Source organism: Vibrio neptunius, from assembly GCF_000967495.1.
GTDB lineage: Bacteria > Pseudomonadota > Gammaproteobacteria > Enterobacterales > Vibrionaceae > Vibrio > Vibrio neptunius.
Map to the genome: position 1 here is coordinate 291,648 of NZ_JXXU01000001.1, position 26,330 is coordinate 317,977.

The window sequence follows — 26,330 nt, forward strand, 5'->3', positions numbered from 1 at the left end:
TTTTATTTTTTATGTTAATAAACGATTAACAAAGAATAGAGTTGAGTTTATATATATCGATTCTTCAGGAAAAATCGCTTGTTTGGATGTTTAACTTCGGAATTTTCGATATAAACACTTCAATGCAACGTTTATTCCATACGTAAAAGTATAGGTAAAATCAAAAAATTACCAACACAAACAAAAACGCAGCTTTTCAGACAATGAAAAACTGCGCCAAGAGTCACTAAATGGCATACTTTAAATTAGTATCCTGTCAACTGCATAAAACCTTTTGCCTCATGACTGCCCGTAGTTTGAACAGGCCCTTCCCAGTAAGGAATAATGAAAGGTAACCAAAGTTCTTGGTTAAGTACCTGGGTAGTCAAATCAATTTTATACTCCGGAATCTTGATATCCCACTGCAAAGGTAGTTGCTTTCCATTATTAAGTACCGTGGTGTCATGGGGTTCAATGGTAATATCTTCGGCGGACAAGTTGACCACTGTGCCATTTTTACGGGATAAGACACCAAAAAGGTATGGTGAACGATGGGCATGGCGATAGCGACTAATTGATAAGCTTGTTTCCTGATCAAGATGAACAACAAACCAATCCCAACCTTTTTGCTCCTCTGCCATTAAGCCACTACCCCATTCCTTACTCATCCACGCCTCTCCCTCAACTGGAATCAGCTTGTGTGTACCTAATCGGAGAGCGCCTTTGACCTTAACAAACGGAGTGGTTAGGTTATACGAAGCAATAGGCATAAGATCATGTTTTTCAACGTACCCTTTGTCACCAGGTAAGACGTAAGGTCCGTAAGCAAAGGCTTTCAATTGAACATCAAAGCTATCTGTCGTCGCGCTCAACTGCCCAGGAAAGGGGCTATCCCCTAATGAGCGCCAAAGCCAGTTATCCATCCAAATACGAAACGGTCGATTCGTCATTCCAGCCTGACCGATCCCTCCCCTCGCGAGCCGCTGTTCTTTCCAGATCTTATCTTTATTCGAGACCACCACGTGAGAGATGTATAGTTGAGGGCTTTGCCAACCTAAACCTTCTCTGTCATCCATTGCCACTCGAAAATAGCTCCATTGGATGCCGTATAGCTTGCCATTCTCGTCTCTGACATTAGCAAAAAAATGCCACCATTCGTGCTGGTACTCATTGTGAAAGCGAAAGTCTTGAGGAACTTTAACAGGAATACTAGGTAAAACAGGTTCAAAAACTTGTGTTGTACCCGACTGGATAACCGTATTAGCTAAGTCTTTGGTGGTGACTTGAGACGTCAAGTTGAATCGGTAACACATCGCCCAAGCAATCACACCTGCTGCAGTAAGCAGCAAAAAACACCGAATAATGACTGATTTTCTCATTTACAATGCGTCCCTGAGTGACTTCATCGGTGTATTTCTAATCATCCGAAGTACCGGTAGTGCACCTGCCATCATTAACGACCCCATCGCCATCAAAAACGTATTAAGATACGCATCTGGAATTATTTGTAGTTCAAGTGTCCAGCCGAAAGATTGTCTTATCACGATATCCACGACTAAATTAGCTAAAGCGAGCCCGAGTGGCAGTGCAATCAAAATCGATACAGCACCAAAAACAAACAGCTGCAAGCCACCCATGACAACAAGTTCTTTACCTGACATGCCTAGACATCGCAGCAAAGAAACATGACGCTGACGCGATACCTCACCGGCAACCGTCGCAAAGAAAATACCGAATACAGCGATAATCAATGTAATGTTACCTAAGGTGTCGGCGATAGAGAAGGTTCGATCAAACACTCGCATCGCTTGTTTGTGGATATGACTGTTGTCGAAAACACGCTCCGAACTCAAACGGAAAACAGACTCCATGCGCCGTTTGAGGCCAACGGAATTAACGCCATCTTTTAGTACAGCACCTAAAGCGATGCTACCGCCTCCTGCAAAGGCATACAACCAGTTTCGATGTGACAGCAAAACTTGGTTATACGGGTTACCGTAATCGTAGTAAACCCCCACCACTTGCCAGTTTTGCCCTAGCTTGCCAGACAAATCTATGTAATCGCCGGGGCGAATGCCAAGTTTGAGCGCCATAGACTCACTGATCATGACACCTTTCGAATGATGAAGATGGTACCAGTAGTCAGGGATCCCGAGCTTGACAGTGAGCGCATTCAACTCACCTTCTGAAGCACCAGTGCTGACCACCTGAAGAACCCCTTTATTCGAGTTGACTTCTTGTTCCCAGCGCCACCAAACAGAATTAACTTCAGGTTGTTTGGCCAACCAACCACTCATACGAGCCGCAGCACTATTATTGGGGTAGATGTATAGATCGGCAGCTAAACGTTGGCTCAACCACTTATCAGTCGTATCACGGAAACTGCCCACCATGGTTTCAACACCAATATTAGCCGCCATAGCCAACATGAAAGCCATGGTCGCCACACCACGATAACTCATACTGGCAGCAGCATCAGCAAAGAACCAACGGAGCTTTACCCATTTGAGTGAATAAGAAAGACTATCGAAAACTTTCCAAATCAGGTAAGGCGTAAACAGGGCAACGCTTAACAACATTAAGCCTATGATTGCAAAACCAGACTCCTGAGTCTGAGGTGCTTGGTAAATCGCAATCGCGGCAACACACAGCGCACACGCTATCAGTGCCTGAATGGAAAACTCGGTACCGGCGAAACGAACTAATGATAAACGAGCAGTTAATCGGATGGGCTGAGCTCTTAACAAACGCACCAACGGCCAAGCACAAGCAATGAAAGCACCAAGTACCGTCATGTAAAGGCTATAGACACTCGACTTCCAACTCCATGAGATCAACAGACCTACATTGGCATCATACAAATCGCCCAGACTAGCGGACACCGCTGGAATAAGCTGGTTAGCAAGCAAAATACCAAGCAGATTACCGCAAACCCAGCTCACCAAAATAAGTACCAAAAGCTCCAAACACAGAGCTTTGCCTAACTGCCACCCAGAAACTCCTGTCTGGCGCATTGCCCCCACCAATGGCTGCCTTTGAGTCAGAGATAAAGACATTGCTTGGTAGAAAATAAAGAGACCCACCAAAAATGCCAGCATCCCCATCGCACTAAGGTTCATATGAAAAGCTTGCGTCAGAGACTCGAGTTCTGCACGCGTGTTACGAACCATACTCATGCCATTCGGCAGATACTCTTTTAAACGGGCCAACTTCTCAGCAGGCATCTCTCCACACGCAATAACCGAGATACCAGAGCTCCTTTCCAGCATGCGCAGTAAAGAAATATCCGCAATGATTCGAGTACCGTTTAACCTATCTTGTGTATCAACAATAATCGGGCCTAATTTACTGCCATCGCTCAGATGGATGAAATCGTTATCTTGCCACTTCATGTGAGCCGCAAGATCTGAACTCACCAAAATAGGATACGGACTGTTCATTAGCTGCAGAGCAGAGAAATCTTTTAGGATCGTTGTCGGACGGAACTGGAGCATGGCCACCGTGTCCACGCCAACTAAAGAGAGATCCGTACCATTCGCCATACGTACTCGAAGGCTTTCAAATGGTGCACACTGGTTGAATCCATCGCGGCGAAGCTGGACATAAAATCCCTGAGGGATCTTGTTGGTTACATGTTTAGGACGAATACGGTAAGGGAGGGGGTTTGAGAAAAGTTTTTCACCGTTTTCGTAACTTTTTCTGGCGTGATCATTGATAGAAGTAACACCAACCAGAAGAGAGACACCTAACGTAAGACCAAGCCAGACAAGAAGGATTTGAAAAGGGTAACGTCTGTAGTGGCCAAGCAGCGCTTTAACTACGGGCCATAACATGAAGTTGCCCTCCTTGAAGGCGAACTCGGCCTTCCATATGCTCGGCAACCCGCTCACTGTGTGTAACCAGCAACAAGGTACAATCCAACTGGCGGGTCAAGGAAGTCAAAAGACGCATAACCGCTTCTGCGTTACGCTCGTCAAGGCTACCGGTCGGTTCGTCCGCCAGTAAAATCTTCGGTTCCATGTAAAGGGCTCGGGCAATGGCGGCTCTCTGTTGCTGACCACCAGACACCTCTTCTGGATAACGACCTAGCAGCGGCATTAAGTCCAATGCAGAAAGGATCTGACGCCACAATCCCTTATCTTCAGGTAGCCCCTTCAGCTGACGACAGAAGCGGATGTTGTCCGCAACGTTCAGTGTTGGCAATAAATTAAACTGTTGGAAGATAAGCCCAATATTATTGCGGCGATAAGCAGTACGCTTAGTTTCTGCAATCTCATGCATAGAGAAGTTAGGAAACCAAATTTCACCAGAGTCGACGGTATCTAAGCCAGCAATCAAATTCAGCAAAGTACTCTTTCCAGAGCCACTTTCGCCCATCAGAGCCACTTGTTCGCCTTGTTCTAATGCCAACTCAGCACCTTGCAAGACAGGGTGAAATTCACCTCCATCCACATACCCTTTACATAGGTCTGTTAGTTGCAGCATTAAAAGTCTCGCAATCGTTCAAAATTGGACTGTGAATCTACACTAAAACCACGCTTGGAGGAAGTATTTTGGATACTGGATCACAAGATATGCATCAAAACACATCTTCTGGACGATTCACGTCTAATTTTCGATCAAATTTTTCATCCAACGTTGAGTTTTCATTCTATACAAAGACCCGCCCCATTTGATCACTTCTTCTGTTAAAAAGAGTAAGAAAACCCATTCAGGCTGCCACCCTAGAACAATAGCGGCAAAGGCGGCGAGTGGAATACCAATCAGCCACTGAGCAATCAAATCTTGGTATAGACAGAACTTCACGTCACCACCTGCTCTAAGGACACCAACAATCACCATCATAGGAATTGAGCGTAAAACAATACCGAAGCATAGGATAACCATAAACTTTTCTGCTAGGGCCCGAGTCTCCTCAGTTAATGCACTAAAGGTGTCAAGCACTAACCCTTGACATAAGTACAAGAGCAACGCAACAACGACCCCCACAATCAAACTGAGTATAGTCATTCCAATCGCCTGAAAATAGACCGCCTCATAGTTCTTGGCACCGATCTGATTCCCCACCAATACCGCAGCTGCATTGGACATCCCAATTAACAGTGCCAGCGCAATCGACTCTACTGGTGATAGCACAGACAATGCAGCAAGCCCTTGAACACCAGACTGCCCCATGATTGCGTGGTAGGCGAACAACCCACCAGCCCAAGCGAGAAAGTTGAATGTGGTAGGCAAAGAAAGTGTCAGAAAACGTACAACTCTATCCCATTGAATTACCGCTTTAAGATCTTTAATCCCAAAAGCCAGCAGATGCTTTTTCGCATAGATGTAGCCAAACAAAGTCGCCACTTCAATCGCTCCGCTTAACACTGTGGCGATTGCTGCACCTTTAATACCCATCGCTGGAACACCCAGCTTGCCGAAAATGAACACCCAATTGAGGAGAATATTGGATACGATCCCAATACCACTAAAAAAGGTACTAATGCCAGGTTTGTGCATCGAGCGAAGACCAACGGACATACTGGCTACGCAGGCGACCGCAAACATGGTGACAGCGGTGATCACCAAGTACTGGCTGCCCAACTGGTTCACTTCCTGAGAGTCAGTGGCCAGAGACATGATTTCACTCGGAAACAAAACAAATAACATGACGGTAAACACCGCAAAAATCATTGCTACCAGCCAAGTTAGAGCCGTACTTTCCTTGACCCCTTGACGATCGGCCGCCCCCCAATATTGAGCCGTTAATAAAGCGCCACCTGTTGTTACTCCCACTAACATAATCGTGGTGACAAAGGTCGCTCTTGCGGCAACACCGACGGCTGCGATCTCTGCCTCACCGAGTTGCCCTAACATGAGAACGTCCACTAAACTGCGGCTAGAGAACATGATACTTTGCAGCGTAATAGGCAGTGCAATGGCAATCATCCGTCGCAAAAACTCGCCACGGGTATGGAATAGAATCTGTGAGACCGTGCTCAATTACTCACCTCGAACGACAACATCATGATAGAAAAGGAAAAAACATAATGTTTATTATATGATCAGCTTTGCACATAAACCATACTATTAATAAGGGGTCGAGATGAAAAAAGTACTAGTGCTCGGCGCATCCGGCTATGTGGGATCGCAGTTACTGCTTCAACTGTGTCGCAAAGGCTATCATGTGACGGCAGCCGCTCGTCAGATTGAGTATTTGAAAGCACGGGTCACTGCCCACCCAAACCTAGAATTGATTTATCTTGACTTAGCAGACCAAGAGGAAACACTGCGCGTTGTACCAGAATATGAGGTCATCTACTTTTTAGTTCATGGGATGGCGCATGGGCATGACTTTCTTGAATATGAAATATCTCTTGCTGAGCACTTCTCTTCAGCCTTGAAGAACAGTCATGTTAAACACGTGATCTATCTCAGTGCGATTCAACCCCAGACTGGCAATTCGGAACACCTGAAAGCACGTCGAATGACCGGCGATATTATTCGTAAAGCAGGTATACCCGTCACCGAGCTTCGAGCGGGTGTCATTATAGGCCCTGGCTCTGCGGCGTTTGAGATCATGAGAGACTTTGTCTACAACATGCCCCTCTTGATCACTCCGAAATGGGTCGACTCGAAAGCCAACCCTATTGCATTGGAAAACCTCAATCATTACTTGTTGTCGCTTATCGAGGAATCCCCAACCTGTCACGCACTTTACGAAGTTGGAGGACCAGATACACTAAGTTATCGTGAACAATTCGAAACCATCAGCGCCGTAATTCAAAAACCTATCAAGTTGTGGTCCACATCCTTGCTCACTCCTCAGCTCGCATCGCGCTGGCTAGGCATCATCACTTCCGTTCCTTCCAGTATAGGGGCGGCGCTATTGTCAGGCTTAGAACACGATTTTATTGCCAATTCCGAAGAGATTCATCAACGCTACCCTCAAGCACTGGTCAGTTACGAGCAAATGGTCAGAATAAGCATCGACGAAGAAGGTCATTTTGTTCGCAGCGAAGTCTGGGGCTTCGACCCAGCGGCTCTTAAGCGCTGGCAAGCTGGCTATGGCTATTACCCAAAACAGACCGGCGCCAGTATAGAAACGGATTTAAGCTCAGAACAACTATGGGAAGTAATCAAGCAAATTGGCAGCAGAAAAGAGGGTTACTTTTTTGCCAACCTAATGTGGCGCATAAGGGAGTGGCTCGATTTGTTTTTTGGCGGAGGACGACCTGTCCGGCGCTCTCCACCTGGGCCAGAGTTACAAGTGGGCGACTATATTGACTCTTGGAAAGTGATTCGCTGTGAAAGAGAACACTTTCTATCCTTGCTGTTTGGCATGAAAGGGCCAGGCCTAGGGCGCTTGGAGTTTTCATTGGAAGACTTAGGCAGCAAACGCAGATTGGTTGTTAAAGCATGGTGGCATCCGCAAGGTTTAAGAGGTTTACTTTACTGGTTTGCCATGATGCCTGCGCATTTATTTATATTTAAAGGCATGGTGAAAGCCATCGTCCGAAAAGCAAAAGAGCTTCCCTAATGGAAGCTCTTTTCTAATCCAAAAGCACAGCGAGCTATGCTGGATAACCAATTGGAATCTCAGCCAAGTGATTTCCTTGGTTGCCTGGATAAACCAGATACTCCCCGTGGTACTTAACGTTTGACTTGTAGTCGGTGATCTTATGCAGCATGAAGCCAGCTGCCGATGCTTTTTCAACAAATTGTGCGTGATTACCACGTACAAACCAACTCATTGGCTTAATCAGTCTTTCTCCGTCGAAACAGTCATCGCACTGATTCGTGCACAACGCGAATGAGTTTGGGCCTTCAGTAAATATCTGAACTTTACCGCAGTTAAGAAGCGGCTCCGAGGTCGAGATCTCCCAGCCACTCTCTTCCATCTGGTCGATAAACTGGTTGATTTCACTGTCTGTAATCACTCGCTCCGCTTCCCCTTGAGGGAAAAACTCAGCGTAAAACTTAGAAATACGCTGAAATGTAGGCATTAATCCTGCCTGATTGCCTTTCGAGCGCCCCGCTTTTTGCCAACGAGTGAGATCGTCAACGACACAGCGATGGAAACGCTGTGACTTCAAAGCACGAGTCACCCAACGCACCAGATAATGATTGTTTGCTACCGGTGCATCCGCAGCCTTACCTGATTTATGATCTGCGGCCAACTCTTCCAAAGCGGAGTTGACCAAGTTTTGTATTTCAGCAGTGTACTGAGACATTACGCCTTTCTTCCCAATATCCAGTAAAATGCGGCGGACAGAATTGAACACGCCGTCATAACAGTAATCATTGGCCAAGTAGCCCCATCAGGCAATATTGCCACGACAAAACCTATTACAGACCCCGTGCCAAAACGTAGTGTTCCTGCAAGTGAAGAAGCCGTGCCCGCCATCGCTGGATAGCCACTCAGCAATAAGCCCATGGTGTTACTACCTATGGTCGACAACGTACCAATGAAAAGGACCACGAAAGGTACAGTGCCCCACAGCCCTAGGTCAAGTACCCAGCCCGCAAATAGGCCTAACCCGGCAACAAGTTGGACCAACAAGCCGAATCTGAGCATGGCATGAGAGCCGACCTTCTTCACCAGACGACCATTGATGGTAGTCATAATGATCATCGCGACAATATTCAACGCAAACAGATAACCAAAGTGGTCCGGCTGCACACCATATATATCAATATAAACGAATGAACCTGCGGTCAGAAACGCGAACATGCCAGCAAAAGAGAACGAACCAGATAGAATCAAGCCCATAGCAACCGGATTCTTGCATAAACGGAAATAGTTACGCATCGTCGTCCCAAAGCGAAGGGGTTGCTTGTTCTCTTCGCTCAATGTCTCTGGAATTTTCAACAAAACCAGAGCGATAACGACCACAGAAAACGCAGCCAAAATCCAGAAAATCGCACGCCAGCCAAACCAAACTGCAATATGTCCGCCTATCATAGGGGCAACCAAAGGCGCAATCGTAATGACTAACGTGACAAATGACATGGCACGAGCGAAATCTTCGCGGTCGAACATGTCACGCACAACAGCTTGAATGATGACAGCCGCCGCTGCACCTGCAAAACCTTGTGCGGTACGGACTAAAGTCAATGCTTCAATTCCGGTCGTTGTTGCACTAACAACTGAAGCAAGACCAAAGAAAAACACACCGAGAATCAAAATTGGCCTACGGCCATAACTGTCGGCAAGAGGTCCGTGAATCAACTGACCGATGGCAAAACCGGCGGTGTACATAGTGAGAGTAATTTGCACTGCCCCATCCGCAACACCAAGGTCACGGGCGATGGTCGGCATCGCGGGCAAGTACATATCAATAGCGAGTGGCGTTAATGCGCCGATGGCACCCAGAACAAGAAAAAGAAGAAAAGTGATTTGGGGTGCTTTGGTTTGCTCTAATGCAGTATCAGACATAAATCTCCTACTCAATTGCGTTAGATATGCAGCTTCCGTGCTACAACCAAACAGAAAAGAAAGACTCGCATCCACGAGCCTTGTAGCCGATCTATACTGAGCGATAACTAACTAAAAGACTAGTTCCTAATTGGAACTAAACTATTTCCAATTTAGATGATTAGTTCCAAACTGAATCAATTTCTTGTTGCGTCAGATAACGATACTCACCGGGCTCCAACTCGTCATCAAGAACGATACTACCAATACACTCGCGGTGGAGATGCTCTACTTTATTACCCAATGCGGCAAACATACGCTTTACCTGATGGTACTTACCTTCCGTTATGGTCAGCAGAACTTCTTTTTCTTCTTCATCAACAATGTCTAACTTCGCTGGCAACGTCGCCGCCTTTTCATTTCGAAGTTCAATACCCTGCTCAAATCGTGTTACGTAATCGGCCCCAATCGGGTCAGCCAACCAAACACGGTAGGTTTTCTCGCATTTATGTTTTGGCGACGTAATACGGTGCGACCACTGACCATCGTCGGTGATCAACACCAAACCCGTTGTATCGACATCTAAACGCCCTGCGAAATGAAGGTCTTCCATCTTCACCTCATCGAGCAACATAAAGGCCGTTTGATTAAATCCATCTTCATGCGAACAGACAAAACCATCGGGTTTGAACAACATGATATAGCGAGGTCCCGGCTTTTGGATCTCACGCCCTTGCCACTCGACAATACAGTCGTCGGTCACTTTCACTGCACCACTTTTCTGTACAGTATCGTTAACGGTGACGTCACCACTTTTAATGATTTTTGTTGCTTCTTTACGTGTCGCACCCAGTGCATCACACAAGTATTTATCTAAACGCATGAATACCTCATCTCAATCAGGTGGGGTATTATAAAGCCACTAGACTAAATAGTTGAGCTATTTCACACGATTTATGTATACACTCAGACCTTATCAAGCCGACTCGGTGAAAGCCGTGATCCACTATTTCCGTAAACACTCCAGCCCAGCCGTTCTTGTGTTACCAACAGGAGCAGGAAAAAGCCTGGTGATTGCTGAACTCGCCAGACTGGCTAAAGGTCGGGTATTAGTCATGGCACATGTTAAAGAGCTGGTAGAGCAAAACCACGCGAAATACGAAGGGTACGACCTCAAAGGATCAATCTATTCTGCCGGTTTAGGCCGCAAAGAGACCGACCAACAAGTGGTGTTTGCGTCCGTACAATCCGTCGTGAGAAATCTCGATGACTTCAAGAACCAATTCTCACTGCTGGTCATTGACGAATGCCATCGCGTTCCGGATAACAAGAATACGAGTTATCAGAAGGTCATTTCTCACCTTCGTGAGCTAAACCCAGGCATCAAGGTGCTCGGTTTAACTGCTACGCCTTATCGACTTGGCATGGGTTGGATTTATCAATATCACACGCGCGGCCTAGTCAGAACAGAGGAGCCAAGGTTCTTTCGAGACTGCATTTTCGAGCTGCCTATTCGCTATTTGCTTGATGAAAAGTTTCTCACCCCTGCTCGCATGATGGACGCTCCTGTACTGAGCTACGACTTCTCACAGCTCAAACCCGCAACCACAGGCCGCTACAAAGGAGCGGAACTGGACATGGTGATCGACAAAGCCAAGCGTGCGACACCTCAAATTGTCGAGCAAATCATTCATCTCTCTAAAGACAAACAAGGCATTATGGTTTTTGCAGCAACGGTTCGACACGCTCAAGAAATCTATGGTTTGCTTCCCGAGGGCCAAACCGCTCTTGTGATTGGCGACACCCCGACACCTGAGCGCGACACCATCATCCAAGATTTTAAAGATCGTAAAATTAAGTACTTGGTAAATGTATCTGTGTTGACCACGGGATTTGATGCGCCTCATGTTGACCTGATCGCCATTCTGAGGCCAACAGAATCGATCAGCTTATATCAGCAGATTGTTGGACGAGGGCTACGTCTTTCTCCGGGCAAAGAAGAGTGCTTAGTTATGGACTACGCCGGCAATAGCTACGATCTCTATCAGCCGGAAGTGGGAGATGCAAAACCAGACTCGGACAGCGAAATCATCACCATCCCCTGCCCAGCTTGTGGTTTCAACAACAACTTTTGGGGAAAACTCGATAGTAATGGCTTTCTGATTGAGCACTACGGGCGAAAATGTCAGGGCTTTTTCGAAGACGAAGAAACGGGTGAACGAGAGCACTGCAATTATCGTTTTCGCGCAAAATATTGCGGCGAGTGCGGTGCGGACAATGATATCGCAGCACGAATTTGTCACGAATGCGACGCAACCTTAGTCGACCCAGACAAGAAGCTTAAAGAGGCGTTAAATTTAAAAGACGCCTTAGTATTCGAGTGCTTGTCGATGGATTTGAGTGTTCACAAGGATGATAAAGGCAAAAGCAGCCTCAAGGTTTCCTATGTGGGAGAAAACCAAGCTCAAGTGCATGAATTCTGGTCTTTAACGACGAAGAAACAGAAACAGACATTCAAGGATATGTTTGTTCGCCCGCATCTTGCTGATAAACATCGTCCATTTGACGATGCCTCTCCCACCAAAGTGGTCAATAATCAACATCGTTTCAGGCCGCCGCAGTTCGTGATCGCACGCAAAGCTGGGCGATTCTGGAAAATGCGTGACAAAATCTTCGAAGATGAGCTGACCAATTAAGCCCTATCAGCTAAGTCTTAATATTCACTTTGTATTCAGAAAACATCCATTATACTCAGTCATAGAATTTCTGAGAAGGTAACGCTATGTTTCATAAGCAGTTAATTTGCTCCCTTGTTGTCACTTTCGCTATGGTGCTGGCTTACCCTACCTACGCAGATAGACACCACAATAAAGATGGCCATGCTCTGGTACAGGATGTCCATAAAGCAGGGACAGAAATTGAGTTTGAAGAAGATCAGGACGAAGTCTACGACGCGGTTCGTAAAGGCTATATTCGCCCCTTTTCCGAACTATACGCGGCAGTGGAACAAGACCTTCATGGACGCATTATCAAAGTCGAGCTTGAAGAAGACGATGATATCTGGATTTACGAACTAAAGTTAAACTTTAACAACAACATCATCAAAGTTGAGTACAACGCGAAATCGCTGGAAATGATGCTCATCAAAGGTCGCAATTTCAAGCAAGCCTTGAAAAAATAGTAGAAGAACGTCATGAAAATACTTGTAGTGGAAGATGAACCTCGTCTTGGGGAACAAATTATACAAGCACTTGAACAGAATGGTTGGGTGCCCGAGCTGTCTATAGATGGCATTGACGCACTTTATCGTGCGACCTCCGAGGAATGGGACGCCATCGTGCTCGACCTTGGCCTGCCAAAACTTGACGGTCTGACCGTGCTCAAAGGTATTCGAGATGAGAACATCAATACCCCCGTCATTATTCTAAGTGCGCGAGACACGTTAACTCAGCGCGTTGAAGGCCTCAATGCAGGTGCAGACGACTATCAGACTAAACCGTTTGAAATGGTTGAACTGATTGCTCGCATTCGTGCTCAGCTTCGCCGCGCGTCCGGTAACGCATCTCCTGTCATGCAAGTAGGCAACCTGAGCTTAGACACTCGCTCGTCTAAAGTCATGTGGCAAGGCCAGGCTATTGACCTGACAGCACTCGAATATAAAGTGGTTGCGTACTTTATGCATAACCCAGAAAAGGTGATCTCGCGGACCGAGTTAGTAGAACACATCTACAAGCAAGATTTCGATCGCGATTCCAATACCATAGAAGTATTTATCGGCCGGATACGCAAAAAGATCGCGCCGAAGGTGTTCAAAACCGTCCGAGGACTGGGATACCAGCTTAATGCCGAATAAAAAAGCGCATTTACTCAAAAAGCTTAGCCTTAGGAGCCGCCTCGTTCTAGCGGCGGTTGTCTGGCTGACCGCGATGATCATCGCCGCTGGCGTGATGGTACCTTCTCAGGTCTATGTCTACATGGAAGATGAAGCCAAGGCTCAGCTGGCCACCTACATGGACGAAATTGCCGCGACAATCGAAGCGGATGAGAAAGGCAATATCACCATAGGGACGCCCCTCTCTGATCCAAGATTCAATCGCCCCTATAGTGGCCTCTACTGGTCCGCCAAAACAGATAAAGATTTATTGCGCTCTCGCTCTCTGTGGGACAAGGTTTTGACCGAAAAAGGTGATCATAATGTGCTAGGCGCCCGAGAAGAAAAGCTCATCTATATCGAATCAACACTGTATTACCCTGATTACGATGGTCCTATCGAAGTCACCATCGGCATTGACGAACAACCCATAGAAGACACGGTACGCAACTTGATGGGTCAGCTTTGGGTCATACTCGCTCTGCTTTACCTTGGGATCCTGACACTGATTGTCATTCAGGTACAGTGGTCTCTGAGCCCATTAACCAAGATGCACAGAGAGCTCTCTCAGCTCCGCTCAGGCAACAAAACCCAACTCGAAGAAGACTATCCACGTGAAGTCGCGCCCGTCGTGTCCGATTTGAATGCTCTTGTTTTCCACTATCAGGAATTATTAGAGCGTGCTCGTCACCATGCGGGGAACCTTTCTCATGCGTTGAAAACCCCGCTTTCAGTGTTAAAGAATGAAGTCGCCAACCAAGATCAACACACCAAACAACAACTGCAACCTTCGCTCGATCAGATTCAAAGCCAGATAGACTACCACTTAGGCCGCGCCCGAATGGCTGGCTCCAAAAACATTCTTTCTGTGAAATCCTATCCATCTGAACGTGTCGATGCGATCTCAATGGCTTTTGATAAAGTCTACGCTGAGCGTGATATCACACTGATCAATGAACTCGATTCTGAACTGGTTACCGCGGTCGAACAGACTGATCTTGACGAAATGGTCGGCAATATTCTAGAAAACGCTTATAAATGGTCTGACAGCATCATTCGCGTTCACGCGACTCAAAATAGCCAAGACGCCGAATCCATCGATATCATCATTGAAGATGACGGGCAAGGTATCCCCGAAGAGAAACTCAAACAAGTACTTAAACGCGGCGTACGCCTAGATGAGACCACTCCGGGCACCGGGTTAGGTTTGAATATTGTCAGTGAAATGGCCCACAGTTATCGTGGCAAGTTAACCTTAGACCGCAGCTCTATGGGTGGTTTAAAGGCTATCTTATCGATGAAAACCACCCACTAAACCACCTTCCCACAACACATCTCAAAAGCAGGCATTTTTGCCTGCTTTACTGCTGACTATTGCCGCCCAACAGCCTCATTCCATCGTCTTGGCTCAGTAACCATATCGTCGAGAGAACCAGCGTTTCCTTTGACTGAATTTGACAACATGAAAGCTAAACCAATCATGATTCATGATGATTCAGTTAACATTTTCGGGCATGCAAACATAATGAGCAAACATTGCACAACGTCCTATTTATTCAAATGAAAACAACATCAATGATTGCACTTACTGTTTCCCTCACTGTAAGTACAGTCTCCGCAGAACCAGAACCGTCTCTTCCTCAAGACCCTTTTACAGCTCAGACAAAACTGGGCTTTATCTATACCGAAAACACCAGCTCATCGCTGTCTTACAACACGGCATTGACTTTAGGCTACAGCGAAGAGCAGTGGGAACACAAAGGCGGATTTGAAAGCTACTATACGGAGGCCGATAACGCGGACGACGGAGCCAACCGCTACACCATTAATGCGGGTTCAACCTATGACTATACTCAAACCAGCTTCTTAAGAGCTGCCACTCGTTTTGAGAACGATCTGTACGGCACCTATCGCAAGCAGTGGGTACTCATGAGTGGTCTCGGTTTCTATATACGCAATACCGATAGAACTAAACTGTCAGTCTCACTGGGTCCGGGTTACCGAATCTCTCAACGTCAACCAACGGATAGCGAGTTTCCCTCTCTTCGTAACTACGAAGTGATCGCCACCTCAACCTTGGATGGTTCGCTCACCTTTTCAGAAACGTTTTCCATCGGTGCCGTTGTAGACCTAGCGCATGGTGAAGAGAATACTCATTACAGCACTAAAGCGTACGTAAAAAACACGCTAATGGGCAGTCTATCCTTGGTCTTTGATATGGAATACCTCTACAACACTACCGTTGCTGAGGATCAATCCAATGATGAAATCTACTCAACCATGAGCCTTAATTACGATTTTTAAGGTTATTTTATTTATTAATAAGCTATGCAATCAGATAGATTTGAGTTAGGAAACGACGTCAAAACTCACCAAAACAGCAAGAGGCTACACAAGGATGATTGTATGAAAAAAGCCCTCGTAGTGTTGTCATTGACTGCCACCATTATTGCTAGCGGCAGCCTTATCACCAGTTACCTGCGCTTGGAGCAGAACAAACGGGTAGATGCACAGGAGATCCTGACAACCATTCAGCACGACAACCAACTCAGTATCGCCGATCGCATTGTGCATACCTCTGGTATCTTTATTGGTGTTGACTATAAAGACAATACATTAACCTCTATTAATTCAGAGGAAGAGGTGCTGATCAAAGACTTCAATCACGTCGACTGCTTTACTCTGCTCGATTACGTTGCTTCTCTCGCCTTTTCCGATTCCTTCGGCCAATTCGATAAGAACCTTAAGCTCGCACGCTATTTATACGGCAACGTAGACTTTCTCATGCGACGCCATTTCTTTTCTGATTGGTTGGATAATAGTCCATTTAATGTCCAAGATGTGACGCTCGACCTTGATTCTAGAGCGGTCACAACAGTGAAGCAGATCAACCAAAGAACCCCAGACGGTGAACGCTGGATACCTTCAGTACCAATCAAAGACAAAAACATCAGTTTCATTCCACGTGAATTTATCGATGAGGCATTAATCAAAGAGCTTAAAAATGGTGATCTGATTGGCATATATAGCCATAAGCGCGGGCTTGATGTGTCCCACACGGGGATCTTTGTCGAGAATGGCAATCGACCTATCTTCCGCCATGCCTCTTCCCTTGAAGGCAAAGTGGTCGATACGCCAATGCTGGAATACCTCAAAAATAAACCAGGCATCATTGTCTATCGCTTCACGACGCACAACTCTTCAAGTTAAAAAACGGCAACCGTCGAGTTGCCGTTTTCGCCTGCTAATTAACGCTCATTTAATACGTCATGTGTAAAATAACTTTATGCCCGACAAGTGCCGCATTGTTCTCGCCCAACTTAGCTACTTTCATGTGGCCATCGAATGAGCCTGGCCTGACAAACAGTTGCTCTATAATACCCTTGCGCAGTGGCGCTATATCTAGCGGTTGATGTTCTTGCATGGCAAAGAACACCCCGTCACTGTCAAGCTCGTAAATCCCTGAACCCGTATAACCAACTCGACTTTGCGGTAATACCGCGTAAACGTCGTAGCTGCTGTTCTCTTTCAGGGTTAGTTCAATTCTCATTGGTAGCGTAACGGCAAAATCATCATCCGGATTGGTAGACGACACATGTACTACCGTATGGCTGATCATATGGCGGTTCACTTGGTTGTCATCGCTATACGAAACCGCCGCCCCACAGGCAATGCCCGCGATAAGCGGAGTAATGGTCAATAATTTATTCACAACTGAGCACTCCACTGTCTGATTTAAAACTCAGAGATCGACCTTTGCCGTCCACGAGCAACGTCAACTCGCCAAAGTCGTATAACGTCGAATTTGGGTAATGCACTTTCGCTGCGTTGTTTTCCGGGGCAAACCAGCAAGAGGCAAACGCTTGCTGCTCAAAAGACGCATAAGCCAAAGGCGAGCTCACATTTTCAATCACTGCGTAACTCGCGACAGCGCCGAAAACAAACCATCCAACGGCTATCAGTTGGTGATGATACTTCGCCATACGACTGTGTAGCGCGCCTTTGTGTGGTTGAGCGGTGGGGGTTTCCATCCTTTCCGCGAAGACCTCTTCCACTTGCTCAAGGTCACTTTCGGGCTGGTACGTCTCTACCCTTCCGACAAATTCATAACCGATACCACGTACCGTGCGGATGATGTCACCAGCACGATCTTCCAGTGCTCGACGACAATTGGAGATGCAGTGTAACAAACTGCTGCTCTCGACTACGATACCTCGCTTTAGCCACACTTCATGCATCAATTCGTGTTTAGTCAGCGTCTCACCCTCTCGCTCGATCATGTAGTTCAGTAGCGCAATCTCATTGACACCAATCGGATGACGAACATGACTACCCTGACTGTGAATGTAGCCTTGCTCAACATCAAGAATATGGTTTTCATTAATCAATAACATGCTTTACCCCTCAACGAGCTGCTTACGCAATACGCTTTTTTCGCGAAGCTTTGCTACCGCAACATAAGCCATTGGTACGAAGAACAGTGAGAAGAAAGTACCAATCGTCAAACCACCGACTAAAACCAGACCAATATTCACTCGCCCCAATGAACCCGGGCCTTCTGCCAGAGCAAGAGGTAGCGAACCGATGATCATCGTCAGAGACGTCATCAGGATAGGACGTAGACGAGAGCGCGCACTCATCAATGCCGCTTCCATCACTTCCACACCTTCCTTACGCTTAAGGTTGGCAAATTCGACCATCAGGATGCCGTGCTTGGTCACCAAACCAACCAAAGTGAGCAAACCAATCTTAGAGTACAGGTTCAGGCTTTGACCAAAGACACTTAACGTCAGTATCGCCCCCACCAGACACAGAGGAACGGTGATGAGAATCACCAATGGGTCTACAAAACTCTCAAACTGAGCAGCAAGGATCAGGAAGATAAAGATAAGTGCCAGACCAAACAGCATCTGCATACCCGCTGATGACTCGTTAAGTTCTTTAATCACACCATCGTACTCATAGCTTTGACCCGATTTCAGCAGTTCAGGAACCTTCTCATCAAGAAACGCTTGAACATCATCGGCGCTGTAACCCGGAACCAAGTCTGCGGTGATCTCTGCAGCGTCTTTACCTGCGTAGGTTTTGATGTTTGATTCTGCCGTCACAGGCTTAATCGATACGAACTGAGACAGTGGCAATCTTTGACCAGATTCAGAGCTCACATACAGCTTATCTAAAACCTTAAAATCACCTAACGCTTGGCGGTTTACCTGAACCTGAATTGGGTAAGTAAATCCATCATCGGCTTGCAGATCGGCCGCTTTCACAGAGCCTAAAAAAGTAGAGATGGCATTGGTGACGTTGCCATAGTCTACGCCAGACAACACAATCGCATTACGGTCAATCGACATATCAAATCGTAACTGGTCGCGGTGAGTCGAGTTATCTACGTTCGACAGTCCAGGGTAATCCTCAAGTAACTCCGCCACTTTTGCAGCGGTATCAGATAACTCCTCTAGATCACGGTTCACCGTCGTCAACTGAAGAATCAGGTTATTTGCCACATCAAGGTTATCCGCAGAACGAACAGAGAACGATGTCGTATAGGCCGAAACGGTTTGTTTCGCTTTCGCAATCATCTCATTGATGATGTCATCTGCGCTCTTACTCCGCTCTTGCCAAGGTTTCAGCAGCACATGGTTAGTTGGAGCACTTTCAATATAAGCCAGATTCGCTTCAATTTGGTTATTGCCTGCAAACACTGCGTTGATTTGGTCTGCGTTGTCCAAGTCGTAGAGACGACCTGCCCCCGCAGGGCCATGAGACGTCACTTCAATGAAACCAGTATCTTCAGTAGGCAGAAGAACTTTCGGCATAAACCATACAGCAACAACAGACAAAACAGTCAGGATTGCAGTCCCCGCTAAAACCTGACGTGGACGCTTAAACCATGCATTCAGGTACACCATATACTTGTCGGTCATGGCGTTAAGTTTGGTTTCGACCCACTGGAACCATTTTGGTGACGTTGTCACCGATTTCAACATGTAGGCACTCATCATCGGAGATAGAGTTAATGCTACGAATCCTGAGATGATGACTGATGCCGCTAGCGTAAAGGCAAACTGTCGAAACAGATCCGCCGTCAGACCTGACATCAAACCAATCGGTAAGTACACCACGGCCAACGTTAAGGTCATCGCTATGACTGGAAAAACAATTTCTTTACAGCTCTGAAGTGCGGCTGCAAAGGGTGAAAGACCTTCCTCAATGTGTCGATAACAGTTTTCAACCACGACAATAGCGTCATCAACCACCAGACCAATCGCTAGAATAATAGCTAAAATCGTTAACACGTTGATGCTGAAGCCTAGCATTGCCATCACGCCAAACACGCCTATGACACAAACAGGAATAGTGATCAGAGGGATCACAGCGACACGCAACGAGCCCAAAAACACAACAACAATCGCCGATACGAGCACAATCGCTTCAAGCAAAGTCATAAAACCTTGGTCAATCGCTTCTTCGATAAAGTCAGCCTGATTGTAGACCATCTTCATCTCAACATTGTCCGGTACTTCCATCGTTGCCATGGTCGCTTTTACGCGGTTCGCAACCGTCACTGGGTTTTCAGATTTAAGTGGTAACACCTGCAGTGACATCGCCATATCACCATCGACATGAAGCATGCTTGGCTCAAGGCTCTCCTCACCCATTTGAACGTCGGCCACATCGTTAACACGAACAATGTTGCCATTATCGACACGAATAACGAGGTCACGCACATCTTCAATGGACGTTACCTGATTAACAGGGTTGATTGAGAAGTCACGCACTTCACCTTTAATCGTACCTGCAGTAAAGGTGGCATTGTAAGTGCTCAATGTACCCACAACGTCAGAAGCACTGACGTTCAGAGCAGCCATACGCTCAGGTTGCAACCAAACACGAATCGCTCGGTTGGAGCCACCGTAAGGTCCCCACACACCACCAACACCCAGTACGTTTTTGAACTGAGGAGCAATCTGCTGACTGATAAAGTCAAACAGCTCCTGCTTCTCCATCTCACCCCGGTTAACGAATGTGATAATGTTACTTGGCATTGCCGTGTCAGAAGAGTCATCCGTTACTGTCGGTTTGTCTGTCATCGCTGGGGGGAAGTCAGAAATACCATCCACCTTGCTGCGCAGATTGTTCATCAGGCTTGCGTACTCCACCTCACTGACCCCATCCTCAAATTGGATCTTGAGAGAACAGCTGCCCTCCTGACAATCAGTTGTCATCGTCTTGATCTTATCCAGACCAGTAACCGCCGTGATCAGCTCCTGCGCGACGTTTTGTGACATAAACTCTGCGCTCGCCCCGGTAATAGATGCACTGACCGTTGCCGTTGCCGTCTGGCGTTCAGGAAAATATTGAATCGCAAGTTTTTGATACGAAACTAGGCCTAATAAAACAATCGCAATGCTCAATACTGACGCGAGTACTGGATGCTTAATGCATATCTCAGGCAGCTTCATTCGTCACCTCCGCAGGCTTTTCGTTTGCCGGCTCAGCGACCTTTTTTTGTACTTTTTCTACTTCGGTCGAAAGTTCAGCGGCAGATTTCTCAGCCTCCGCTTCTATGGCTGGCTGAGCAGGTAAAGTGCGTGACGGCAAAGTCACTGGTGATTTAGTGTTTTGAACCGATACAGGCGCCTCGTGATTGAGGTTTTGTCGGCCTGTTACAACAACGGTTTCGCCTAGCTTGAGACCAGATTCAATCGTCACGTAGCCACTATTGGTATTTTCACCAAGCTCGACTGGACGCTTGATCGCTTTGTTGTCTTCAACGACCCAAACGAAACGCTGGTCTCCGTCAGCGCCTACAGATGTCTGAGAAACGACGAGGTGTGGTTTTGCCTCACCAATTGTTTGAGAAACCTTGGCGAACATTCCTGGCACTAACGCATTTTCAGGGTTATCAAAATGCGCGTGAATTTCTACGCGACCTGAGCTCTCATCAACAAGTGGTGCGATATAGTTTACCTTGCCAGTGAACGTCTGGTTTTGGTATGCATCGACCGTTAAAGACACAGGCTGACCCAGCTTCGCTTTACCGACTTCTGACTGACTGATTGAGTAATGCACTTCCACCGGATCAAGCTTGATCAGGCTAACCAAGGCCGTTGCTGCTTCCACTCGACTGCCAACAGAGTGGGTAAAATTGGTCAGCTGACCATCAAATGGGGCAACCAACTGATAGTTCTGCATATCCGTTTTCTTTTGACGGAAGTCTGCACGCGCCAGATTTGCTTGTTGCTTCAGTTCTTCGACATCCTGAGCAGACATGGAGTCAGGTTGTTTCTTTAGCAATGCCAACACACGGTCTAGCTTAGACTCGGCTAAGGCCAGCGAGCTTTCTGCTTTATCGAGTTCAGCCTTAGCCTGATCATCATCAAGTTGAGCGATGAGCTCCCCTTCCTTAACCACATCACCATCGCTGAATTTTAGTGATTTAAGTTTTTCACCTGCACTGAACGTCAACGCAGCAGAATCGGTTGCTTTAATTTTGCCCACTTCATTCAGTGAAACGGCGCTTGATTGCTCGGTAACCACTTCGATGGTGACCGGAATAGCAGGAACTTGGTCTTCTGCAATCACGTTAACGGCGTAAACCGAGCTCGCAGTGCATAAAACAGACAACGGTAAAGCCTTAGCATTTTTCATGACTTGTCTCTAATTGATGAAACTTGCCGCTTGTTATACCTAAGATTTTCCTTACTAAGTTAGGGCTTTGTCAGGTGAGTAATCTTTAATCATTAACCATTATTAAAAAACCTCAAACCCATGTTTTAAAAGAAGAAACACACAAAAAAAGCCAGCATCTAAATGCTGGCTTTTGCACTATTTTTGAACACTAGGGCTCTGCAAAAATAAACAGGTAGGAGTATCTTGGTGCAACCAAGATCGTTTGTGCCTTACCTATACGAATGACTTTCAAATCTTCCATAGAGTGCATTCCCCGTTGACTAAACATCGTTTCCATCAGGTTTAACTTTTTACCATCTGGGACAACTTGCTCAGCAGAGGTCGGCATGAGTGATAACCCATAAGAATCAAAATGGTAGTTGCCTGCGGTATTAAATCCAACCAGATTGCCGGTTAAAAAATACAATTCATACTGCCCAGAGCGCTTCAAGTTCATTGAAGCGCGCATATTAACTAGCTCACTGCCTTCGATTTTGGGGACAACAATTTTCGTGTGACTTTCGAAGTTTTGGTGCATGGTCGGAGAGTTGACGTAAGCCGCCATACCACCAATTGCTAAGCCAGCTATGACACTGGTGATCGCCATGGTCTTACTCACACACCACCTCCACTTCCTCTGGCAGGTAACTGACCGACGTGCCATCCTGATCAACCAAGATCACCTGATTACCCGTTTGGAAAGCTCGGACATTAGCCAGTGTAATCGGCTTATCCGTTTTAACCGTACACCCCAAATAACGAGTTTCAGTATAGTCAGCTTCAACCCAAGGCGAGCGTAAATTAAACATAAGCAGGTATCCTACCAATGCACTCAAACTAAACGACACCAAATAACGTGCATTACGCTTTTTCAATACCGTTGACGCTAGATCTGAGGCCACCACATTGTCAGGCGAAACTAAGGGGGCCGCCTCATTAGCAACAACCTCAGGTGCGTATTCCCTGACATCACCGTTAAATTGATAACCCACACCACGAATCGTGCTGATGATTTCACCGTTTTTATCTTGGAGTGCTTTGCGGCAGCTTGACACGCAGTGCAACAAACTGCTTTCTTCAACAATGACGCCTTTTTTATGCCAGACCTGTTGCAAAAGTTCGGTTTTAGATAGAGGTTTATGAGGGTGCTCGATCATGTATTGAAGCAACGCGACTTCGTTACCGCCTAGCATGTTTTTTTGGCCGGACTCCGCGTCTTCCACTGAACCGGCAAGCAAATTGAGAATATGATTATTATTAATTATCAGCATCGTAATCGACTGAATGGGGGAACGTTCTATTCTCTAACCATATCTCAAAACTTGAAAAAAAGAAAAACCCAACCCAAGAACAGTGAGTTTTCGCAAAGCTTTTTGTTGGCTATTTTCCAGCGTGAGCCACCATTGCTTCTTTAATAACCAATACTTGGCCATCCGTAAAATAGTCATGTTGATCATCTAACGCAGTTGGCACAGAAAGCGGTTCAAAAGCGATGGTTCGCTGCGGCCGTACCAACTTCACTTGTTGAGCAAGTTTATCTCGCTCTTCATCCACATTCGGATCTACGCTATGCAGCACGGTAACAATGCCCGAATAAGCAGTAAGCGTTAATCCATCGTCATAGCTTATTGCTCCTAGCCAAAACGGCTGATTACTTTGTGGGTCTACCCCTCCCTTCCACCAACGAATGTGGCTTCGCTGAACCCAATCTCCGGGCAGCTGAAACGCCATATCTTGAGGGATTTGGTTCCAAAACAAATCAGACACTGGTGGAGTCTGGTTATTCATCAAATCCAAATATATGGATGGGTCAATCTCATGACGTGAAAATGTGTGATTTTCTATCCAGCCAAGTTGTGACATCAGTTGACGAGGAGATTCCCCAAAATAGAGTACATTAACTGCTTGGGCATCAAACACCGAAGATTTCCCCGGATAGGCTTTGAAGTTAAGCGCTGTAGGAGCAATTTTGGCAGCTGGCCCTGTCGGCACAGCAAAATCATCAGACATATGGAAAAAATGCGTGTAGTTGGCATACAGCATCGAGCCCAGCAGAAACAGCGAGAATTTAGGCAACATTAAACGCCACTTTAAGCGTTTACCGATAAACAGAAAAATAACACTAGCAGCCACAGCCATCAGGCTGGTTTGGTGCTCAACAATGACGGCTTTGACTTCAGCAACGATTGGCAATGAATCGATACCATAAGCGAGCAGGTAGCCCCACATCACAAATTGGCCAACGCCCAACACTAGGCCTATCGAAGAGAAGATGCTGAAGCGTCTCCATGTTACCTTGTGGGTTCCGGCCATAAAAGGGACCACCCATGCAATAGGCCCAAGTAGACGAGCAAACACCAATACTGTGTTACCTCGCTTTGCCATCAGATGGCGACATCGGGCTATCGGACGCCTAGTCTTAGGCTGCCACTTAACCAGTTTCTTCTGAGCAGGTAACCCTACTTTTCGTCCTATGAAATAGCTGGCCTGATCGCCAAGCAAGCCACCAAGCAGTACCGCGAAGACGCCAGTGATAACCCCCTGATGCAACTGATAACCCGCTGCGATCAGAAAAGGCTCTCCCGGTACAAATAGATTGGGGCCTATCAGCGCATCCAGTAAGGCCCCAACAAACAGGCTAGCTCCTTCAAACATCACCAAGATCCCTGAGCTTTATTGCTCTTTGTAGTGGCCGAACTTGTATTCCATCTCGTTATTGCGCATTTCCCCAAAGAAGAAACGGCGAACATTGGCTTTAAAATATGTCATGCCCATTTTGAACATACCCTCTTGATCTAAGCGACGAGGGTCAAAACCAAACGTCAGGTTCAACAAGCGGAATCGCCACGTCTTGCTGGCGCGTTTCACATAGTCGCAGTCTTCACACAATACGATTTGCTGATCAAAGCCATTCAGTTGTTCATGTACGCGTTTGGTCGAGAAAATACACGCCCCTACCGCGGTGGGGAAAATAAACTGCGTTGTAAACAGACCTAAGTTAAACAAACCATAACCTAGCTTGTGCACCACGGGCAGATCTTTGGCACCCATATACACACCCGCAACCTCAAGCTGCTTTTCTTCTAACTGGCTGACGGCGTTGGCTAAGAAGTTTGGCGCTAGTCGCACATCGGCATCGAGAAACAACAAACGCTCATGCTTAGCCATAGCGGCGCCCGTATTACGCCCTAGGCTCACACCACGCGTTTCCATCTTATGCACCGTCAGTGCAGGTAGAGAAGCCTCATACGCGCTGGCCACTTCTCTTGTCGCATCTTCGCTGTCTGAGTCGACAAGAATCACTTCAAAATCGCGATGTGTCTGCTTGCTCAAATCTTCCATCAAACGCCCAATGCGCTTTTCTTCATTCAAGGTAATAACAACAATACTTACTGGTCCCATAATGAACTCCTCATCAATCATTCACGATATGTACAATACGCGGGTGAGACTTAATCATTAGTGAGGAGAATGTTCAGATTCGGTTCAGATTGAAGGCCTGCTTTGGATACTGTAATGTGAGCCAGTGGCTCTTTTTGCAACCAAGGCTAAGCCACTGAAAGTATTTACTCAAAAGATGACCAGTTAGATGGGTTTCCTATTGCGGGAAAAGCAAGACAGTGATAGTATCCGCGCTCGCTTGAAGAGTTACTACCAATTACTCGAAAGCGTTTACCACATTCACGCGAGGTCGCATCGCAGAATGTGACGTTATTTTTTTCATATTTGAGAGTAAATACTATGAAATTTGAAGCAGTAGTACGTACTGAACTAGGTAAAGGTGCGAGCCGCCGCCTACGTCACGCTGGTCAATTCCCTGCTATCGTTTACGGTGGTGAGGCTGCGCCAGTATCTATCGTTCTTAACCACGACGACGTTGTTAACCAAATGGACAAGCCTGAGTTCTACGAAGGTATCGTTCTAGTGATCGACGGCGCAGAAGTTAAAGTTAAGCCACAAGACGTTCAGCGTCACGCTTACAAGCCAAAAGTTGAGCACATGGACTTCATCCGCATCTAATTCCCTACCAAGGAATTAAATCGGATTTAATCCAGCCTTTTGCATATAAGATAATCGGACTTACCAACCGAGAAATCTAAAAATTCGAAACCCCGATGCTACCAACATCGGGGTTTCACCGTTTTTGGGCCCTCAAAAACACGGCTTAATTATAATAATCAAACACTTAGATTAACCATAGATTTTATGGGTGTCACTATGGTGTCGTTATGCAGTAGTCTATAACCTTCAAATTCTGCTTATTGTCAGCAAACAAAAAGACACTCAATTGAGTGCCTTTTTATAGTTAAGCTAGTTTCCCCAGCCTCGATAGCATCCAAGCCGCGTTCTTACGAATCCCCTCATAATTTCTATATAAGACAATGAGTAGACGTGCATCGCTCA

The 26,330-nt window shown here is 46.4% G+C and carries 23 protein-coding genes; 8 read left to right on the top strand and 15 right to left on the bottom strand.

The annotated features are described in order from the left end of the window. Positions 1–245: 245 nt before the first annotated feature. The 4 genes from TW84_RS01255 to TW84_RS01270 all read right to left on the bottom strand — a co-directional run bounded on the left by TW84_RS01255 (position 246) and on the right by TW84_RS01270 (position 5,964). Positions 246–1,358: a lipocalin-like domain-containing protein gene (locus TW84_RS01255; RefSeq protein WP_045973864.1), complete on the bottom strand. Its 1,113-nt coding sequence runs from the start codon at positions 1,356–1,358 to the stop codon at positions 246–248. Continuing rightward, positions 1,359–3,812, bottom strand: a complete 2,454-nt coding sequence (locus TW84_RS01260; RefSeq protein ID WP_045973865.1) for an ABC transporter permease — start codon at positions 3,810–3,812, stop codon at positions 1,359–1,361. Further along, complete coding sequence (locus TW84_RS01265; protein WP_045973866.1) at positions 3,793–4,464, bottom strand: ABC transporter ATP-binding protein; 672 nt, start codon at positions 4,462–4,464, stop codon at positions 3,793–3,795. The genes TW84_RS01260 and TW84_RS01265 overlap by 20 nt, the downstream gene beginning before the upstream one ends. Before the next feature lie 123 nt (positions 4,465–4,587). Then, positions 4,588–5,964 (bottom strand): MATE family efflux transporter, encoded by a 1,377-nt coding sequence (locus TW84_RS01270; RefSeq protein ID WP_045973867.1) that lies wholly within the window; start codon positions 5,962–5,964, stop codon positions 4,588–4,590. A 103-nt stretch (positions 5,965–6,067) separates the two neighbouring features. Here TW84_RS01270 and TW84_RS01275 point away from each other — a divergent pair, with 103 nt between their 5' ends. Beyond that, complete coding sequence (locus TW84_RS01275) at positions 6,068–7,501, top strand: DUF2867 domain-containing protein (protein ID WP_045973868.1); 1,434 nt, start codon at positions 6,068–6,070, stop codon at positions 7,499–7,501. 34 nt (positions 7,502–7,535) lie between these two features. On the opposite strand, the gene TW84_RS01280 is transcribed toward TW84_RS01275, so the two are convergent. From TW84_RS01280 to rsuA, 3 genes are all read right to left on the bottom strand, one after another. Then, positions 7,536–8,195 (bottom strand): DUF2913 family protein, encoded by a 660-nt coding sequence (locus TW84_RS01280; protein ID WP_045973869.1) that lies wholly within the window; start codon positions 8,193–8,195, stop codon positions 7,536–7,538. Beyond that, entirely contained in the window at positions 8,195–9,400 is a 1,206-nt protein-coding gene (locus TW84_RS01285) for a Bcr/CflA family multidrug efflux MFS transporter (protein ID WP_045973870.1), read from the bottom strand. The genes TW84_RS01280 and TW84_RS01285 overlap by 1 nt, the downstream gene beginning before the upstream one ends. 160 nt (positions 9,401–9,560) lie before the next feature. Further along, a complete protein-coding gene (gene rsuA, locus TW84_RS01290) occupies positions 9,561–10,262 on the bottom strand; it encodes a 16S rRNA pseudouridine(516) synthase RsuA (protein ID WP_045973871.1) in 702 nt (233 codons plus the stop codon). A gap of 73 nt (positions 10,263–10,335) precedes the next feature. On the opposite strand from rsuA, the gene radD reads away from it, so the two are divergent. The 6 genes from radD to TW84_RS01320 all read left to right on the top strand — a co-directional run bounded on the left by radD (position 10,336) and on the right by TW84_RS01320 (position 16,460). Then, positions 10,336–12,075, top strand: a complete 1,740-nt coding sequence (gene radD / locus TW84_RS01295) for a DNA repair helicase RadD (protein WP_045973872.1) — start codon at positions 10,336–10,338, stop codon at positions 12,073–12,075. A gap of 131 nt (positions 12,076–12,206) precedes the next feature. After that, a complete protein-coding gene (locus TW84_RS01300) occupies positions 12,207–12,560 on the top strand; it encodes a PepSY domain-containing protein (protein ID WP_420806536.1) in 354 nt (117 codons plus the stop codon). Between the two features lie 12 nt (positions 12,561–12,572). Beyond that, positions 12,573–13,232, top strand: coding sequence for a response regulator transcription factor (locus TW84_RS01305; RefSeq protein ID WP_045973874.1), 660 nt, complete (start codon positions 12,573–12,575; stop codon positions 13,230–13,232). Continuing rightward, positions 13,222–14,565: an ATP-binding protein gene (locus tag TW84_RS01310; protein WP_045973875.1), complete on the top strand. Its 1,344-nt coding sequence runs from the start codon at positions 13,222–13,224 to the stop codon at positions 14,563–14,565. The genes TW84_RS01305 and TW84_RS01310 overlap by 11 nt, the downstream gene beginning before the upstream one ends. Before the next feature lie 260 nt (positions 14,566–14,825). Continuing rightward, positions 14,826–15,554: a DUF481 domain-containing protein gene (locus TW84_RS01315; protein ID WP_084720169.1), complete on the top strand. Its 729-nt coding sequence runs from the start codon at positions 14,826–14,828 to the stop codon at positions 15,552–15,554. 102 nt (positions 15,555–15,656) lie between these two features. Further along, complete coding sequence (locus TW84_RS01320) at positions 15,657–16,460, top strand: N-acetylmuramoyl-L-alanine amidase-like domain-containing protein (protein WP_045973877.1); 804 nt, start codon at positions 15,657–15,659, stop codon at positions 16,458–16,460. A gap of 49 nt (positions 16,461–16,509) precedes the next feature. On the opposite strand, the gene TW84_RS01325 is transcribed toward TW84_RS01320, so the two are convergent. The 8 genes from TW84_RS01325 to TW84_RS01360 all read right to left on the bottom strand — a co-directional run bounded on the left by TW84_RS01325 (position 16,510) and on the right by TW84_RS01360 (position 25,328). Beyond that, the gene (locus tag TW84_RS01325; RefSeq protein ID WP_045973878.1) at positions 16,510–16,962 is read right to left on the bottom strand and encodes a hypothetical protein; all 453 of its coding nucleotides are present in this window, start codon (positions 16,960–16,962) and stop codon (positions 16,510–16,512) included. Continuing rightward, positions 16,955–17,644 carry a winged helix-turn-helix domain-containing protein gene (locus TW84_RS01330; RefSeq protein ID WP_045973879.1) on the bottom strand — a complete coding sequence of 230 codons (690 nt, stop codon included), beginning with the start codon at positions 17,642–17,644 and terminating at the stop codon, positions 16,955–16,957. Before TW84_RS01330 ends, TW84_RS01325 begins: the two co-directional genes overlap by 8 nt. Positions 17,645–17,647: 3 nt before the next feature. Next, positions 17,648–20,716: an efflux RND transporter permease subunit gene (locus tag TW84_RS01335; protein WP_045973880.1), complete on the bottom strand. Its 3,069-nt coding sequence runs from the start codon at positions 20,714–20,716 to the stop codon at positions 17,648–17,650. Then, the gene (locus TW84_RS01340; protein WP_045973881.1) at positions 20,703–21,905 is read right to left on the bottom strand and encodes an efflux RND transporter periplasmic adaptor subunit; all 1,203 of its coding nucleotides are present in this window, start codon (positions 21,903–21,905) and stop codon (positions 20,703–20,705) included. The genes TW84_RS01335 and TW84_RS01340 overlap by 14 nt, the downstream gene beginning before the upstream one ends. Before the next feature lie 190 nt (positions 21,906–22,095). Then, positions 22,096–22,545 carry a hypothetical protein gene (locus TW84_RS01345; protein ID WP_045973882.1) on the bottom strand — a complete coding sequence of 150 codons (450 nt, stop codon included), beginning with the start codon at positions 22,543–22,545 and terminating at the stop codon, positions 22,096–22,098. Next, positions 22,538–23,197, bottom strand: a complete 660-nt coding sequence (locus TW84_RS01350) for a winged helix-turn-helix domain-containing protein (protein ID WP_045973883.1) — start codon at positions 23,195–23,197, stop codon at positions 22,538–22,540. The genes TW84_RS01345 and TW84_RS01350 overlap by 8 nt, the downstream gene beginning before the upstream one ends. 109 nt (positions 23,198–23,306) lie before the next feature. Next, complete coding sequence (locus TW84_RS01355; RefSeq protein ID WP_045973884.1) at positions 23,307–24,581, bottom strand: LssY C-terminal domain-containing protein; 1,275 nt, start codon at positions 24,579–24,581, stop codon at positions 23,307–23,309. Positions 24,582–24,599: 18 nt separating this feature from the next. Next, positions 24,600–25,328, bottom strand: coding sequence for a glycosyltransferase family 2 protein (locus tag TW84_RS01360; RefSeq protein WP_045973885.1), 729 nt, complete (start codon positions 25,326–25,328; stop codon positions 24,600–24,602). A 339-nt stretch (positions 25,329–25,667) separates the two neighbouring features. On the opposite strand from TW84_RS01360, the gene rplY reads away from it, so the two are divergent. Further along, complete coding sequence (rplY, locus tag TW84_RS01365) at positions 25,668–25,946, top strand: 50S ribosomal protein L25 (RefSeq protein WP_006962536.1); 279 nt, start codon at positions 25,668–25,670, stop codon at positions 25,944–25,946. Positions 25,947–26,330 lie beyond the last annotated feature (384 nt).